The 16,870-nt window shown below is 67.1% G+C and carries 11 protein-coding genes; 2 read left to right on the forward strand and 9 right to left on the reverse strand.

The window, feature by feature from the left end:
* The first annotated feature begins 47 nt into the window (after nucleotides 1-47).
* Complete coding sequence (locus LO772_RS29925) at nucleotides 48-896, forward strand: LysR family transcriptional regulator (protein ID WP_231775145.1); 849 nt, start codon at nucleotides 48-50, stop codon at nucleotides 894-896.
* Nucleotides 897-976: 80 nt separating this feature from the next.
* On the opposite strand, the gene LO772_RS29930 is transcribed toward LO772_RS29925, so the two are convergent.
* The 8 genes from LO772_RS29930 to LO772_RS29965 all read right to left on the reverse strand — a co-directional run bounded on the left by LO772_RS29930 (nucleotide 977) and on the right by LO772_RS29965 (nucleotide 10,797).
* On the reverse strand, nucleotides 977-1,693 hold the full coding sequence (locus LO772_RS29930; protein WP_231775146.1) for a 3'(2'),5'-bisphosphate nucleotidase CysQ: 717 nt from the start codon (nucleotides 1,691-1,693) through the stop codon (nucleotides 977-979).
* A 3-nt stretch (nucleotides 1,694-1,696) separates the two neighbouring features.
* Complete coding sequence (cysN, locus tag LO772_RS29935) at nucleotides 1,697-3,619, reverse strand: sulfate adenylyltransferase subunit CysN (protein WP_269453115.1); 1,923 nt, start codon at nucleotides 3,617-3,619, stop codon at nucleotides 1,697-1,699.
* The gene (gene cysD / locus LO772_RS29940) at nucleotides 3,619-4,521 is read right to left on the reverse strand and encodes a sulfate adenylyltransferase subunit CysD (RefSeq protein WP_231775147.1); all 903 of its coding nucleotides are present in this window, start codon (nucleotides 4,519-4,521) and stop codon (nucleotides 3,619-3,621) included. Before cysD ends, cysN begins: the two co-directional genes overlap by 1 nt.
* A complete protein-coding gene (locus tag LO772_RS29945; RefSeq protein ID WP_231775148.1) occupies nucleotides 4,509-5,552 on the reverse strand; it encodes a hypothetical protein in 1,044 nt (347 codons plus the stop codon). Before LO772_RS29945 ends, cysD begins: the two co-directional genes overlap by 13 nt.
* Nucleotides 5,549-6,322 carry an SDR family NAD(P)-dependent oxidoreductase gene (locus tag LO772_RS29950; RefSeq protein WP_231775149.1) on the reverse strand — a complete coding sequence of 258 codons (774 nt, stop codon included), beginning with the start codon at nucleotides 6,320-6,322 and terminating at the stop codon, nucleotides 5,549-5,551. Before LO772_RS29950 ends, LO772_RS29945 begins: the two co-directional genes overlap by 4 nt.
* Before the next feature lie 74 nt (nucleotides 6,323-6,396).
* Nucleotides 6,397-7,563 (reverse strand): sulfotransferase family protein, encoded by a 1,167-nt coding sequence (locus tag LO772_RS29955; protein ID WP_231775150.1) that lies wholly within the window; start codon nucleotides 7,561-7,563, stop codon nucleotides 6,397-6,399.
* Between the two features lie 1,392 nt (nucleotides 7,564-8,955).
* Nucleotides 8,956-9,387 (reverse strand): VOC family protein, encoded by a 432-nt coding sequence (locus LO772_RS29960; protein WP_269453254.1) that lies wholly within the window; start codon nucleotides 9,385-9,387, stop codon nucleotides 8,956-8,958.
* A gap of 543 nt (nucleotides 9,388-9,930) precedes the next feature.
* Nucleotides 9,931-10,797, reverse strand: coding sequence for an alpha/beta hydrolase family protein (locus tag LO772_RS29965; protein ID WP_231775152.1), 867 nt, complete (start codon nucleotides 10,795-10,797; stop codon nucleotides 9,931-9,933).
* A gap of 2,298 nt (nucleotides 10,798-13,095) precedes the next feature.
* Between LO772_RS29965 and LO772_RS29970 the strand changes: the two genes are divergently transcribed.
* Nucleotides 13,096-15,171 (forward strand): PKD domain-containing protein, encoded by a 2,076-nt coding sequence (locus LO772_RS29970; protein WP_231775153.1) that lies wholly within the window; start codon nucleotides 13,096-13,098, stop codon nucleotides 15,169-15,171.
* Between the two features lie 233 nt (nucleotides 15,172-15,404).
* Here LO772_RS29970 and LO772_RS29975 read toward each other — a convergent pair whose 3' ends face one another.
* Nucleotides 15,405-16,802 carry an ABC transporter substrate-binding protein gene (locus LO772_RS29975; protein ID WP_231775154.1) on the reverse strand — a complete coding sequence of 466 codons (1,398 nt, stop codon included), beginning with the start codon at nucleotides 16,800-16,802 and terminating at the stop codon, nucleotides 15,405-15,407.
* Between the last annotated feature and the right edge of the window lie 68 nt (nucleotides 16,803-16,870).

Here is a 16,870-nt window from a genome sequence, read left to right on the forward strand (position 1 = left end):
GCGACGAACAAGACATCATCTCGGTCGCGGGGTGATACCTTCCGGGCATGAATCTTCAGCGCCTCCTGTACCTGACGGAGGTGGCTGACGGACCCACCCTCAGCGCCGCTGCGCGACGGCTGCACATCTCACAGCCGGTTCTCTCGCGTGCCATTCGGCTTCTGGAACGTGAGCTCGGTGTGTCCCTCGTCGAGCTACGCGGCCGAAGCCTGCACATTCGCGAGGACGCGGAACCCATTGTCGAGGCCGCTCGTCAAGCACTCGACGCCGTTCAACGAATCTCCCAGACAGCCACGCGGCTGCGTGAGCCGGTTCTGACGATCGCCGCGACCCGCAACCACCAATCGTTGCTCGCCTCGGTCCTACCCTTGCTGACGGCCCGGACGGGTGCCGCCATCCGCCTACGGGCAGCGGTCGGGTCCGACGACGTCCTGCGAGCGATCCGTTCCGGCCGAGCCGACGTCGGATTCGGCGAGGCAGTTGTTGTGGGAGATGACATGGCAGCCACTATTGTCGGCGAGATTGCTCTCGTCTTGGCCGCCCGGCGCGGCACCAACCTGCCCAACCCTGTGGAACTGGCCCGCTGCGGCCCGTTGCCACTTGTCGCCGTCGCCGAACGGGAACGCTGGGCCCTTCTGATGCAGGCGATCGCCGTCAACGGCGGCTCGGTGAAAACCGTTCTTGAGGTCGGCGACCGCTCGACCATGCTGAAGGCCGTCGAAGCGGGAGTGGGTTTCGCGGTCGGCACCAGATCCGTCGTGGCCGCGAACCCGAACCTTGAGTTGTTTGCCCTCGAACCGCCCATCCGCTACCAGGTTGCTGCCATCCGCCTCCGACACTCCACAACGGCAGTTGGCACCCTTGTCGACGTCCTCACCACGCTCGACTGGCGATAGCCAGGTCGAGAACCGAACTCGGCAGGGGTCTTTGGGCGCTCCGCTGCGACCGTGCGCCGCTGTCATACGGACCGAAGCGCTCAGGTGCTTTCGAGGGCTTCGAGGACGCTGTCGACGAGCGACGGGCGGCATATGAGGACGTCGGGGAGGTAGGGGCTCGGCTGGTTGTAGCGCAGAGGAGTTCCGTCCAGCCGGGAGACATGCAAGCCAGCGGCAGCCGCGACGGCCACAGGCGCGCAGGAGTCCCACTCGTACTGTCCACCGGCGTGGGCGTAGATGTCGGCTTGACCGCGAACGACAGCCATGGCTTTGGCGCCGGCTGAGCCCATGTGAACCACCTGGGCGTCAAGTTGGGTGACGAGACTGTCGACGCAGGCTGGTGCCCGAGTACGCGAGGCGACAATGCGCAACGGCCCCGGCAGCCTGGGCGCACGTGCGGAGCGTCCGCCGGTGTGGAGGACAAGACCTGCCGCAGGCAGTGCGACGGCACCGACGACGGGGCGACCACAGACTGCCAGGGCGACGTGCACGGCCCAGTCGTCGCGGGGTGGTTCACCGTATTCGCGGGTGCCGTCGAGCGGGTCGATGATCCAGACGCGGTCGGAGAGGAGGCGGTTGGGGTCGTCGGCGCTTTCCTCGGAAAGGATCGCGTCGTCGGGGCGGGCGTGGGCGAGCAGGCGCAGGAGGAGTTCGTTGGATTCCTGGTCGCCTTGTTTGCCGCCTCCGGGGGTGCGGATTTTGCGGAGGAGGGCTCCTGCTTGGGCGGCGACGGCGGCGGCGAGGGTGTGGTCGTCCATGGCTCATGCTCCCGTCGGCGGCGCGAGGTAGCCCGCGTCGCGCAGGTAGGCGACGACGCGGCCGGCGGCTTCCTCGGCGGATTGTGTGCCGCTCGTGTCGATGCGCAGTTCGGGGTTCTCGGGTGGTTCGTAGGGGGAGTCGATGCCGGTGAAGTTGGTGATCTTGCCGCGTCGTGCTTTGGCGTAGAGGCCCTTGCGGTCGCGGGATTCGGCGACCGGCAGGGGGGTGTCGATGTGGACTTCGATGAACTCGCCGTCGTCGAGGAGTTCGCGCGCGAGGCGGCGTTCGGCGCGGAACGGGGAGATGAACGACGCGAGGACGATGGTGCCGGCGTCGACCATGAGGCGTGCTACTTCGGTGACGCGGCGGATGTTCTCGACGCGGTCGGCGTCGGTGAATCCGAGGTCCTTGTTGAGTCCGTGCCGGATGTTGTCGCCGTCGAGGAGGTAGGTGTGGAACCCCTCGGCGTGCAGGCGCTGTTCGACCAGGTTCGCGATCGTCGACTTGCCCGCTCCGGACAGGCCGGTGAACCAGACAACGGCCGGTTGTTGGCCCATGAGGCGTGCCCGTGCCTGCTTGTCGACCTCGACGGCCTGCCAGTGGACGTTGTCCGCGCGGCGCAGGGCGAAGTGCAACAGCCCTGCGGCGACGGTGGTGTTGGTGAAGCGGTCGATGAGGATGAAGCCGCCGGTGTCGCGGTTGGCGGCGTACGGGTCGTACGGCACCGGGCGGTCGAGGTTGAGGTTGCACACGCCGATCTCGTTGAGTTCGAGGGTGCGTGCGGCGGTGTGTTCGAGGGTGTTGACGTTGACCGTGTACTTCGGCCGGGCGACCGTCGCGCCGACGGTGCGGGTGCCGAGCTTGAGGAGGTACGAGCGGCCCGGGAGCATGGGTTCGTCGCTCATCCAGACGAGGTGGCATTCGAATTGGTCGGCCACGCCCGGGGGTTCGGTGGCGGCGGCGATGACGTCGCCCCGGCTGACGTCGATCTCGTCGGTCAGGGTCACGGTCACCGACTGGCCTGCGACAGCTTCCGTGAGATTCCCGTTCCACGTGACGATGCGGGCGATCGTGGACTCGCGCCCGGACGGCAGGACGCGGACGCGGTCGCCGGGGCGGACCGTGCCGCCCGCTATCTGGCCGGAGAACCCCCGGAAGTCGAGGTCGGGGCGGTTGACCCACTGGACGGGGAGGCGGAACGGGCCGGTGGCGGCGTCGTCGGGGATCTCGACGGTCTCCAGGTGACCGATCAGCGAAGGGCCCTCGTACCAGGGGGTGTTCGTGCTGGCCTCGGTGATGTTGTCGCCGCGCAGCGCCGACATCGGGATGCAGGTGATGTCGGTCAGGCCGACCTGGGCGGCGAACGCCCGGTAGTTCGCCTCGATTTCCTCGAACACCTGCTGCGAGTAGTCGACGAGGTCGAGCTTGTTCACCGCGACCACGACCTGCCGGATCCCCAGCAGCGACACCAGGTAGCTGTGCCGGCGAGTCTGCGTCAGCACGCCCTTGCGCGCGTCGATCAGGATCACCGCGAGGTCGGCCGTCGATGCGCCGGTGACCATGTTGCGGGTGTACTGCTCGTGCCCGGGGGTGTCCGCGACGATGAACTTGCGCCGCTCCGTCGAGAAGAACCGGTACGCCACATCGATCGTGATGCCCTGCTCGCGTTCGGCCGCCAAGCCGTCCACAAGGAGCGCGAAGTCCAGTTCCCCGCCCTGCGTTCCGACGGCTTTCGAATCGGCTTCGAGGGCCGCGAGGTGGTCGGAGAACACCAGCTTCGAGTCGTAGAGCAGGCGTCCGATCAGGGTGGACTTGCCGTCGTCGACGCTGCCGCACGTGATGAACCGCAGCATCGACTTGCGCTCATGACGCCGCAGGTACTCCTCGATGTCCGAGGCCACCAGGTCGTTCGTGGTGTGCGCCATCAGAAGTACCCCTCTTGCTTCTTCTTCTCCATCGAACCGGACGAGTCGTGGTCGATCACGCGACCCTCACGCTCCGAACTCGTCGTCAGCAACATCTCCTGCACGATCCCCGTCAGCGTGTCCGCCTCCGACTCCACCGCACCCGTCAGCGGGTAGCAGCCCAGCGTCCGGAACCGCACGCTCCGCTGCTCGGGAACCTCACCCGGCCTCAGCGGCATCCGGTCGTCGTCCACCATGATCAGCGCCCCGTCCCGCTCCACCACCGGCCGCGGCGCCGCGAAATACAAGGGGACGATGGGTATCTGCTCGCGGTGGATGTACTGCCACACGTCCAGCTCGGTCCAGTTCGACAGCGGGAACACCCGCAGCGACTCCCCCTGCTGCTTACGCGCGTTGTACAACCGCCACAACTCCGGCCGCTGCTGCTTCGGGTCCCACCGGTGCTGCGCGGAGCGGACCGAGAAGACCCGCTCCTTCGCCCGCGACTTCTCCTCGTCGCGCCGCGCGCCGCCGAACGCCAGGTCGAAGCCGTGCAGGTCCAACGCCTGCTTCAGCCCCTCCGTCTTCCACATGTCCGTATGCACAGCGGACCCGTGGTCGAACGGGTTGATCCCCCGCTCCACACACTCCGGATTCCGGTGCACCAGCAGATCCACGCCCAGCTCCGCGACGAGCTTGTCCCGGAACTCGTACATCGCCCGGAACTTCCACGTCGTGTCCACATGCAGCAACGGAAACGGCGGCTTCGACGGATAGAACGCCTTCATCGCCAGATGCAGCATCACCGAGCTGTCCTTGCCCACCGAATACAGCATCACCGGCCGCTCGGCCTCCGAGACCGCCTCCCGGAAGATCTGGATACTCTCCGCCTCCAGGCGTTGCAGGTGGCTCAGGCTGTCCATGTGAGCTCCTTGGGAGGAGTCGAGCGTTCTATCGCGCCGTATGCTTCCTCGCCGTCCCAGGTGTAGCGGACGCCTCCCTGGACGAGGGCGGCGAGTGCGTTCGACGATGTCGGATCGCCGAGGTTGAACACGGATGTGACGGTCTCGCCGCCGATCTCGATCCTGCCCAGTTCGGAGTCGAGGACGAGTGAGACGTCCTCGTTCCCCAGCTGGACCCTGGTGAGCCACGGTGCGTGGACGACCCGGGCCGGCACAAGTGTGCCGTCACCGGTGAAAACATAGCCCTCGTTGTACGATCCCTCGCCATCCCCACGGGGGCGGTGCGCGATGTAGCCGAAGCCGCGTCCGCTGGGGAACACCGCTGACTGCTGGCAGTGGCCCCAGAACCCGGCCATCTCGCGATGGCCTTGGCGGCGGACGCGGGTGCCCGTGCCCGTGAAGTGGTGCTCTTCGTCTTCCACCCGCACGAACCCTTTCGCGCGGAAGAGTTGCTCGTAGCGAGCACCTCCCAGGAAGGCGCCTTCGATGGTGGACTCGAGAACCCGGGCGGCCTCCGACGACAGCTCGCCGTTGATCCACGGCGGAACGACCAACGTGGCCTCGACGTGGAACTGCACCGGGACGCGCGGCCCGTCCGCGTTGCGGTTGATCAAATCGGCCGTCGACGTCTTCGCCGCCTCGCCGTCGAAACTGGCGGTCAGCAGGCGAAACGGCTCCACACACCGGAATTCGAGTGGCCCGGCGCCGAGGACGGACGCCCGGCCGTCGGGGCCGAGCGGAGAGTGCCGTTCGCCCTTTTCGCGCACCCGGAACACGCGTCCGTCGGAGAAGGCGACGTTGACCTGGTACTGGTGGGAGTCCCAGTTCGACGCCGCCGCCTCGATGCCGAACCGCGGAAGCGTGACAAGACCCGCGTCGTCATAGACCCAGAAACTGGCGGAGTCGCGCATCTCCCGGTCGTCCGGGCGATCGGCGAGGAAGAACTCCCTCCCGTCGTTGAGCCCACCGGTGAGGTCGATTGACGTGTTCATCGGCGCGACGAGGGGGTCGGCCACGGTGCACGGACGAACAAGCCACCGTCAAGGTGGATGATCTGACCGGTGATCACGGCCGCCCGGTCCGACAGCAGGAAGACGACCGCTTCGCCGATCTCCTCCGAAGTCGGAGACCGTCCGATGCAGTTGAGCGAGGCGGCGGCTTCGCCGATCTTGCCTTCGAGCACGAAGGGCAACGTCGCGTTGGCGCGGATGCCATCCCGTCCGTACTTCCCGGCCACGAAACGGGTGACGGCGTTCAGGCCGGCCTTGGACACCTGGTAGCCGAAGCGTGTGTCACCCGCAACGATCGCGGCGGCCGACGAGTTGAACACGAAGGAACCGCCGCCCCGTTCGACCATCGAGGGGATGATGAGGCGCGCGACTCGCATACCTCCTTCGAGGTTCACGGCCATCGACTTCTCCCAGGCCTCCTCGTCGATGTCGATGGAGTCCTGCCGGTTGTCGTAGTAGGCGGCGTTGTAGAAGACGGCGTCGACCGCTCCGAGTTCCGCCTCGATCGTTCCCAGCGCCGTTCGCACGTCGTCCTCATCAGTGAGGTCGCACGACAGGGCGAGAGCCTGTCCGCCTGCATCGGCGATCGCTTTCGCCGTCGTCTCCGCGGTGTCCGTCGTACGGGCCGTCAACGCGACCTTCGCGCCCTCGCGGGCGGCGATCATCGCGGTGGCGGCACCCATCTGCGGTCCGGCGCCGGCGATGAGGACGACCTTGCCCTCCAACATCCCCGACCGATTGGTGTTGCTCATGTTGCCATCCTCGTTTCCTGGTTCTTCCGGCCGAGACGACGCTCGTTCCTGCCGTCGGGTGGCTGCCGGGGTGTCTACTGCAGAGCCTCCGACGGCACGTCGAAGTAGTCCTGGTAACCGCGAGCCCGCTCGCGAAATTCGCCTTCGTCGAGCCCTGTCGCCGCGAACGTGTAGCGGTGGCCTCCGTGCTTGTTCTGCGGGTTCTCGGCGAGGAAGGTGCGCATGCGTCCCTCGATGTCGGGCGTGAAGTCGAGGCCGAGGCGTTCGTAGACCGAGCGGACGGTGCCGAACGGTTCAGCCATGAACTGGCCGAAATGGATGTCCACGACGCGGTCGGCGGGCACGGTTCCGTCTCGGCGCGCGCTGACCGAGCGGTCGAGGCCGTCGAAGATGTAGTCCGCCCACTCGGCGGCGATCTCCCGCATGTCGGTCGAATCGCTGGTGGTGCCCTGCAACGTCGCGAACATCGACGCGGTCGAAGCGATGGTGCGAAGCGGGTCGCGGTGGGTCTGGATGAGCAACGCTTCCGGGTATTCGTCGAGCAGGGCGCCGAGAGACCAGATGTGCCCGGGCGACTTCAGCACCCACCGCTGTGCCGGGTGACGCGCCGCCAGGTGCTGGAGGAATTGCCGGTGCCACCGGTACGCGGGTGCCATGTCCGCGTCGTCCAGCAGCCACTTGACGTAGCTGGGGACACGGTATTGTGTCCCGAATAGCGTGCTTCGGAAGTCCGAAGACGTGATGCACACGCACTCCTGGCCGTTCCTGGCACCCATCAGATGCATGCCACGCAGGGCCGGCAGCGCACGGTCGACGGCGGCCAACCGAGCCTCGACCGCGTCGATCCGCGGGTCGCTGTCATACGTCGCGGTCTCCGGCGGCGGGAAGGGGCGTTCCACCTCCCATGTCAACGGCGAACGCGAGATTGGATCCTGCGCCATCAGGTCGTGCAGAATCGTGGTGCCTGTGCGACCGTGCCCGACGATCACGACCGGAGGCGTGATGTCGGCCTCTGCGACCTGGGGGTTCGCGTTGCGGTAGGCGACGATGTGAAGCCGATTGACGAGCTGCTGCCGCAGGTCCCTGGCGGCGAAGGTGACACCGGCTTCGTTCAGGGCCGCCTCGGTGTTCAGGGCGTCGACCAACCGTTCAAGTCCTTCGTGCCACGCCCCCTCGCCGAAATCATCTGCACCAGCCTTCTTGCATGCAGATTGCACCAATTCGTTCACGTCGAGTGTCACGTAAGCTCCCATCTCGCAGAGACTGCTTCTTCGCCGACTGGGCTCGCCTCGTCACCATCGGGCCGTGGTCGGCCCACCCCCCGAGAACCGCCGGTGCGTCGTCTCGCTGCACGGCGACAGAGCCGCACGGCGGAGTGCTTCGTTCGACTTCCTTTGCCGGGATTTGCGGCGCCGGTGGGGGGATGAGGTGAGGGGTGCCTCCTACGCTGCCGTGCGGCGATCGTTCCTGGTGGCCTGTCGGATGCTGCGGGATGCTCTCGAACGGCGGGGCCACCTTGCCCTCTCCTCGCGCCGGTCGACTGTGCTGCAGCGGAATGAGGGGCCGGTTGTCGCTGAGACCTTGGGGCGACGTTCCGGTGTCATGCCGGGGGTTGGGTCACGACTGGTCTTACAGGCCGCCGTAATCCCTTGAACCCGCCGGGAGTTGGTCCGGGGGCTCGCTCCTTTTGCCCAGGGCGTACACAGTGGGGTTGTTGTCGCCGCTGGTGCACGGGGGGCCGGTCCGGACGCCTCGGGCTGGTGCGCGGGAAGCCGGCCTGTGCGTCGAATAACGCTTTCGTGTGCTGGCGGACGCACAGCGGGATCCCGTGTTCGGTGGTCCGGCCATGGCACACCCGACGGGGTCAGCGGCGGTCTTTTCCGGTGCGGTCATGCAGTCCGGTGGACGGCATGGCGTGCCTTCCGCAGTGCGCTCCAGCCGGACATCGGCGACATGACTCCGCACACGTACCTCCTCATCCAGTGCGCACGGCCCGCAGGCGTCTCGGGGCTTGCGCGCCCGGTGCCTTACGAACGTACAACGACGTTGTACGTTTGTACAAGGGCAGCGCGGGAGGAGGAATGTGCCGCGGTGAGCCGCCTTGGCCGTGGTCGCCGACGGCGGAGTCGAGCCAGTCGGTCCGTGTTCGATGCCGAGCACCTGCCGCACGAGCGTTGCCGCGGCAACGCATGACGTCGCCGCCCAGGTACCGCTGAAGTGCGTCTGTGCCCTCCGGACTTCGCCGATGCGTGGAAGCGACATGGTGTTCCGCGGCGATCCAGATGTGTTTCCGCCGCCGTTGCCGAACCGGGACGCAATGGGTGCGTCGCGTGGAAGGCCGGGGCACGGAAAAGGCGGTCGGCACCTTTGGCGCGGTGCCTCGCCTGCCGCGACAGCCGGCAGGCGAGGCACTTGACAGCGCAGAGCGGGATGCGTTGGGCGGAGCCCGCGTAGGGGGCGCTGCGCGACGCCTCGGTCAAACAACGGGAGGGTTTCGTCGCAGGGGCAGGGACAGGGGCGGCAGGGACGACAAAGCGCTTCGCGTCGTTGCCAAGGTCAGGTGCACTCGCCGCGGGTCGTCTCGGTGCGGCAGGGGAGGCGGCTTCGCGGAGGCTGCCTCGTCAAGGGAAACGTCAGTCGCGGGTCTCCTGCATGAGTTCGATGCGGATGCCATCAGGGTCCGCGATGAATAGCACGTACGACTCGCCGTCCGGGATCGGGAAGTGGGTCCGCGTGTGCTCGATCGGCGTCGCGCCGAGTGCGACCAGTCGCGCCTCGACGGCCGCGAGGTCGTCGACGAACACGGACAGGTGGGTGAAGCCGATCTGTCGGCGTGTCGTCGATGCCGAGCCCTCCGCCTTCGGATTTCGCCATCCCAGCAGTTCCAGCTTCATCGGGCCCTTGACCAGCATTTGCGACCGGCAGTTCATCGGGGGCGGCACCTCGGCGAGTTGAGCGAGGGAGTCGCCGATGGTCCACGCTTCCGCCCGTTCGAAACCGAGGCCCTCGGTGTAGAAGCGAAGCGACCGTTCAAAGTCGGCCACGCATATGCCTATGTGAGACACGGCCTTGATACCGACCGCGGATCCGGCTGTTTCGGGATGTGAAGGCAAGTTTCACTCCTCGTCGCATGGGGTTCAGTGGCTGTACCTTCGGATCACTCAGCCGCGCCATGCGGCCGACGCATACAAGGTGGGACTGGTCGGGGGGCAGGCACCGCGAGGATGCTCGCCCGCTGGATTCGCCTCCTTGCGGGTGTCGCCGCAGTCGTGGATATGCGACCTCGGGGCGTGCGAAAGTGCCCGGCGCGCGGCGTGTCGGTAGCGCGGTAGTCGACCCGGTCGGGCCGGTCCGAACATCTAGATCAAGATGGCACGGGTGGTGGTCGGTGAAGCGCGTGGGCTCATCGAATGGTGCGCGACGAGCATACGGCATTGCTATACGGGCGTATAGAGAATCTTTCGTCGACTCAATGGCGTGCATTGATCATCCGCAATGCGACGAGTGATGATCATTGGCGGCCCGCGGCCGGCTGAGCCGTGGGCCCATGTGTCAGTGCCGACGCCTTTCCGCCCAAGGACGGAAAGGCGTCGACGGCCAGGGAAAGGTCAAGCGGGGCAGGTGTCGCGGTACTCGGCGACGCTCGGACCGGAAGGCGCCGGGCACAGGAATTGCTCGTAACGCGTGTCCTCGTCGACGTAGCGCTTGAGCCAGGACAGCATGCTTCCGGCTTGCGTCGCGTTCGATACGGATTGGCCGGCGTCGTGGCCCGCGCCGGCGAGTTCGAGGTAGGCCTTCTCGGCGCCGGCCGGGATCTGGTCGTAGAACGGTTCGGAGTGCGAGGTCACCGTCGCGACCTGGTCGTTCTGTGCACCGACGATCATCGAGGGCACCGCGATCGCCGAAAAGTTCTGGCCGAAGTCCCAGGGTTGGAGCGCCACTGCCGCCTTGAGGGCCGGATTGTTGCGGACGGCTTCGAGGGCGCCGCCCCCGCCCATCGAGTGGCCGGCCACCGCCAGCCGGTTCGGGTCGACGCGGTCGCGGACGGAGCTGCTCTGCGTCAAGTACGTGAGCGCAGCCTGCAGTTGGGCGGCCCGGTCACCGGGGAACGCGAACGGGTTCGTGGTCGCGACGGTGAACACCACGAAGCCGTGCGACGCCAGGCGCGAACCGATCCAGGCGACGTTGTCGAGCGAGCCGACAAAACCCGGGATGACGGCGACGGCCCCAAAGGTGCCCTGGTTGGTGTCGGTCGGGTAGTAGATTGTCCCGCCCCCGAAGGAGGACTGAGTGGGTACGGCCACGGTCGCGTAGGAGAACGGGCCGTCCGCGACGATGCTTTGCGCGGTGGGAGCCGGGCCTCGTTCGTACGTCGCGGCCAGCGCGGTCGACGAGGTCGACAGACCACCCGCCGCGAGCGTGCCCGCCGCGACGGTCGCGACGAGGAATCGCCTGGCCCATGAGGAAATGCGCACGGAAATCCTCTCCAAGGAATAGGTGATGATCTCATGATGTCAGCGGTTTTTTCCATTTCCTTGCCGACGTCAGGAAAATAGCATCCGAGGCAGTCGTTGTTCAAGGATTCTGTGGCGTTTTTCGTTGTTTTCCATGGCCTTCGTGATCCTTTTCGAAAAGGCCATGGGAATGGCCCGCATTTCGTATCGAAATGCGGGTCGCTGGGGCCGGGATCAGTCATTTGGCATGAATCGGAATCGGCAACGTGGAGGATTTTGGCGGAGATATTTCGGATGATTTCTCTGAAGTTTCCGCATGCGGGCAAGGCAATTTCCGCCCGGCCGTACACGACCCGCGTGACCGGCACTGTGCGAAAGCGCGGCCGGACGTCGGGCGGGCGGGCCGCAATGTGGGTGTGATGTCTCCGTGCCGGTGGCGGCAGTTCGGAGAACGCCGTCGTGCGGAGCCGAAGGAAGGGTTGGTTACATACGCAGAAGTGCCGACGTGAAAGGCGCCGTGCATATCTGCCGGCGTGAGCGTCCCGCTCGGTGATTGGGTGCCGGATGTCAAGGTGATCGGCCGCGGCGGGCGGCCGGTGCCGGGGCGGGGCCAGGGGACGCCGACTTGCGCAGGACGGGACACGAGTCGTCGGCCATCGTCGGGCGTGGATGCGGTCGGTGGTTCCTCTGCGTTCGGAGGGCCGCGTCCGGCACCCGGCGACGCACCGCCCGATTGTGAACGCTCACCACAGCCGGCGTCCTCCCCGACTGCGGCGGAAGGGCGGCGTGAACGGGGCGGTGCCGCTTGGGGCAGACGGCGGTGTGGTCGCGTCACGGTACCGAATTGGCGTTCTAAATCGTTCCATGCGGACTCCTGACCGGGACGGTGGTACGGGAATGCCCAAGGTCCGCACGCCGCGCGGGGGCGACGCGGCGCAGGAGAGCTCGCCGGTGCGTCGCGGAATCGCATCCCGGTCGCCGTGTCCGGTGGCCAGCCACCGGACAACACCAAAGCCGACAAGCGGGTCTTCGAACGTGCTGCGCCTCGCCGAACGACAGGTGTACCGGAGAAACTCGCCGGTAACAAGAGGCGCAATCGCGGTAGTCGAGATCAACTGCCCTGTCCGTAGGGGGCGTTGCGGCACACCGATCGGTCGGTCTTGTCGCCGGGGATGTTGTTGGGCGGTCGTTGACGGCGCACCGGAGTGCGGAAAAGGTGCAGGCCGGAGAGGTAAAGCTGGTGCGGGCACAAGTGTGACGGCATATGCGTGTGACGGATATGGCGGCGGTAATGATGCCGGGTTGCGAAAACCGCCTTGCCCGTCTTCCGAGGCGAGGCGCATCAGGTCCGACCGGCGGTCGGCGCCGAACACGGCCACCGGGACTCGGTGGGAGTTGTCCTCGACATGCCGGGCCCGGTCACCGAGCCGGCCGACACAGGGAAGATCGTCGTTCGCAGTACGTGCGCGCGGGGACGGTAAGGTCGCGAACTCACCGCGACCGCTCTTCGGCGGGAGCCCAAGAGCCCTTCGCCCCAACCCATTTCGCGCGCCGCCAACGATTTTGTGGGTCGGCGGGACGGTGCCGTTGTGCGCGGGTGTGTTTTGGCACGGCTTACGACGCGGCCTCGCGCGTTGGATCAGGAGCCGCGGAATCCCGTTCGTCCACCCGCCCGGATCCTCTTGTCTGGGCGCTCGCCCGGTGCTAAAAGTTGATGAAAGATAGAAATGGTGGTGCCGCCGCTTCGCCTTGCCTTGGCGCCGCTTGTCCTTTCCGCCGTCCACCAAGATCGGTGTGTCAAGCGCCGTTGCACCTGCCGTGCGAGGACCCGTCCGCGTCCCAGGGAAAGGTAGTCCATGTCGCGATGCCATCGTGGAGAAGCCCGTGCGGCACCTGGCACTGCTCCCGCGGTCGTTCACCGGCCGGGCGCCGATCTGCGGCCTTCGCGCATAGGGAGCGGAGGCGTCCGCGCGTCGCCGAGGCGGTGGCATCGGAGGCGGCGAACACGTGCCGCGTGTACCGCACCGGCTTGTGTCCGCTGTGAGTCGTCTGGGAGCAGCGACATTCCACTGACGGCGTGGTGAGATCGGCCGCCGACGAGTCGGCGATCGCTGGATCTCGCCGGCCCGGGTGCCGTGACGTTCCCGCCGAAGTTCGTGCGGGGCACGCCGCAACCTCGGCGACCGGCGAATCCGCCTGTCGCCGCCATCTCCGACGCAAACGACAGTTCGTTTCCGTGAGCCGGCGTGTCCGAGCGCGGTAAGCCGCCTTGGGCACACCTGCGGCCTTCGCCAGCCATCCGACCAGCCAGGGACAGCCATGAGCACACGAAGAGCAATCGAGGACGAAATGCGCCCGGCCGAGACGGAAGGAGAGTGGTCGAGGCGGCGATTCGTCCAGAGCGTGGCGGGCGGCGCCGTGGTGCTTCTGGGCGCGTCACTGATGAGTCCCACGGGCGCGTCGGCCGCGGCGTCGCTGCCGCAGTGCACGTCCCCGCAGCCGGGTGGCCCGGTCTGGGTCACGCCCGACTGCGTCGACCCGTCCTACGCCGCCCCGGTCATCGACAGCCAGACGGACCTGAACACTCCCGTACCCCACCGCAAAATCTCCGGGCATTTCGAGGGCACGGACAAGAAGTTCACCATCTACCTGCCGCCCAAGCATCAGTGGCAAGGGCGCTTCTTCCAGACCGTCTACCCTCTCACGGACGAGAACGCCTCCGGCGACAACATCGCCTTCGGTGCCGCCAGCGGGGCGTACACCGTGCAGACCAACAGTGGCGGCGGGTACCAGGTCGATGCCGCCGCCGCCAAATTCAGTCGGAAGGTCGCCGCGGAGTACTACGGTTCGTCGCGGCGGATCTACGGCTACATCTGCGGTGGTAGCGGCGGGTCGTTCCAGACCGTCGCCGCGATGGAGAACAGCGTCGGCGTGTGGGACGGGGCGGTGCCGTTCATCATCGGCTCGCCTGTGGCCATCCCGAACTTTTTCTTCGCCCGGGCATTCGCCCGACTCGCGCTGGAGTCCAAGGCCGAGCAGATCGCGGACGCGATGCGGCCGGGCGGTTCGGGCAATCCCTACCGCCGGCTCAACGACCTCGAACGGGTGGTACTCCGGGAAGTCACGGGCATGGGCGTCCCGTTGCGCGGGTGGCAGAACCCCGACTACCTGCTGGGGAAACAGAACCCGACATGGCTTCTTGACTTCGGGAGCGTCGTGCGGCTCATGGATCCCACGTACGCCGACGACTTCTGGTCGCGGCCCGGGTACCTCGGCACCGAACGGTCGGCCTTGGGTGATCTGTACCGGGCCACGAAAATCGACCATGCCGCGGCCATCACCCGGATCGCCCGCGACGCTCAAGGGACGCCCACCAGCCTGGTCCTCGACAGCGCGCCTGCCAACCCCAGAGGCACACCGCTCGACTTCGCGGTCGGTCGCGGCGGTACCGCGATCGGACCACTCACCGGGACGCTCGACCCGGCGGCGAACGTCTTCACGATCGGTGCCGGAAACGCCCCCGAGGAGGTGGAGGCCATTACGGTGGGTGATCATCTGCGCACCGACAACCGCTGGTGGCTCGCGTTGTGCTCTTACCATCGGCACCAGGTGCCCGCACGTCCCGGCTTCTCGGTGTGGGACCAGTTCCGCGGCGCCGACGGGCAGCCGCGCTACCCCCAGCGTCCCGTCGAGATCGGCCCCCAGATCTCCGCGAGTGTCAGCGGCGGCGGCACGTTCACCGGCAAGGTCACCGGAAAGGTGATCGTGGTGGCCAATGTGCTCGACGTCGACGCGTATCCGTGGGACGCCGACTGGTATCGGGCTCAGGCGGCGCAGGCTGTGGGCACGTCGTACGAGGACAGCGTCCAGGTCTGGTACAACGACAACGCCGACCACATCGGCGCTCACCTGCCCGGGGTGGTCGACTACGGTGGGATTTTGCAGCAGGCGCTCCGTGACGTGAGCGCGTGGGCGGAACGGGGCGTCAGACCGCCACGACCCAGCCGCTACAGCGTGACCGACGGGCAGATCTCGCTGCCCGCGGATGCCGACCGACGCGGAGGCGTGCAACCCGTCGTGAATTTGACCGTGAACGGCCGCGACCGGGTCGACGTCGCGGTCGGCCGGTCCGTCGTCTTCCGTGCCCGCGTCGAAGTCCCGGCGCGAGCGGGGCGGATCGTCACCGCCGCATGGGATTTCACCGGAAGCGGGGAGCCCACGCCTGCGACGTTCGACGCCTCCCGTGCGAAGGTCGAGATCTCCGCGACGTTCACCTATCGCGAGCCGGGCACCTACTTCCCGGTCCTCCAAGTCGCTGCCAGCCGAGACGGCGACACGACCACGGGGTTCGCGCTGGCACGCAACTTGGCACGGGTGCGCGTCGTGGTGCGCTGACCCTCCGGGTGACGGCCCGCGGGGTGGGCGCACGTCCACACCTGTCGGGAAGCCCAGGCCGTCGACGCCGCTGCGGCCACATACATCCCGCTCCGGTGTCACGGAGTCGGAGCGGGACGTCGCGCCGCGTCGACGGCCTGGGCTTCCACCCCTGGGGACTCTCATCCCCTCACCGCCACGCCCGGCGGGGAACAATCACCAGGGGGCGTGGCAGCGGCTCGTTCGCCAAGCGGCTACTTGAGGTCGTTCAGGCTCTTGCCGACATCCGCCAGGGTTCCCGGCTTGCCGTAGTCACCGGTGAGTTTGTAGGACGCGATGTCGCAGTCGTAGGCCCCGTGAGTGGGTTTGTAGTCGGGGGCGGGCTGCCAGCCCTCGGCGGTCGCCTTCTCGACGTTCATGCACTTGGACGGGCCGTCCTGGACCGAGAGGTCGATGGGCGCCTGCAAGCCGCCACCGGTCCACGCGGTTTCCTTGCGCGCCGCGTCGACCAGGCACTTGCGGGTGAGGTCGTCCCCGCAGGTCGCTGCGGACTTGGCGAACAGCAGCCAGGCTGAGAAGGCCTTGACCGCCGGCAGTGTGACCTCGGCTCCGGGAGCGTACTTCGCGAACAGGTCGAGAACCTGCTTGGTCGCCGGGTTGGACGCGGCCTCCTCCAGCGGGTGGGTCCCGCCGATGTCGGCCAGGTTGTTCTGGTAGTTCAGTACTCCCGAGCCGGCGAGTTCAATGAAGGGCTTGCCGTAGGCGTTGCTGTTGGCTTCGATCCAGTCGAGCTTGTAGTCCATGGCGGTCAACTCCTGCTCCAGCTTCGCCAGAGACCCGTAGTCGCCCATGAAGATCAGGCCCTTGACGCCCTTGTTCTTGATGTTCTGCGCGTACGGCGTCCAGTTGGATACACCGGCCGCCGGGTAGAGCTCGGTGTACGACATCGGCGTGCCACGCGACTGGAAGAACTCCGTGCGCTGCGCCACCGAGACCTTGGTGACCGGGGAGTCACCCGCGATGATGCCCACCGCGCCGGCCGAGGTTGGGTAGGCCTCGCTGACGAGCCACTCGTAGAAGCCCGCGTTCCTGAGGTACGACGGTCCTCCGGCTTGGACCGTGAGCTGGAGGTCGGACCCTTCGTTCTGGCGCTGGGTCGATTGGGAGGGCAACTCCGGCAGCAGGCACGACAGCCGGTCCTTGGTGCCCATCCCGTCCAGCGACGCGCTCCCGCCGACGAGCGCGAAGTCGTCGCGGCAGGCCTCGACAATCCGCTGGCGGACCTCCACCATTTTGGTGTCGCGGAGAGTCGCCTTGACCTTGCGCCCGTTGATGCCGCCGGCCTCGTTGCACCACGACGTGAACACCTTGGCCGCGTCTTCGTATTCGTGCTTCTTGGTGAAGCCGACGTCGGACAGGACGCCCACCTGGATCTCTTTGGCGGTGACGCCCTGTGCCGACGCGCTGGTCGGATTGCCGGAGCCACACACGTTGTTCAGGTCACCGAAGTCGGACGACACAGGAGTGCCCACCGACGGGGCGGCACCCGCTCCTTCACCAGGGTCGGTCGTGCCGCCGCGGTCGGCGCAGCCGGCCACAGCACACAATGCGGCCGCCAGCGTGAAGCTGGTGAGGGTTGTTCTGAGTCTCACGGGCTGTCTCCTGGGTGCAGTTGCGACGTCCATGACGACGTCGGCGTTGATCTCGTGGGCGGTGACGC

The sequence above is a fragment of the Yinghuangia sp. ASG 101 genome, from assembly GCF_021165735.1.
In the GTDB taxonomy this organism is placed as follows: Bacteria; Actinomycetota; Actinomycetes; order Streptomycetales; family Streptomycetaceae; genus Yinghuangia.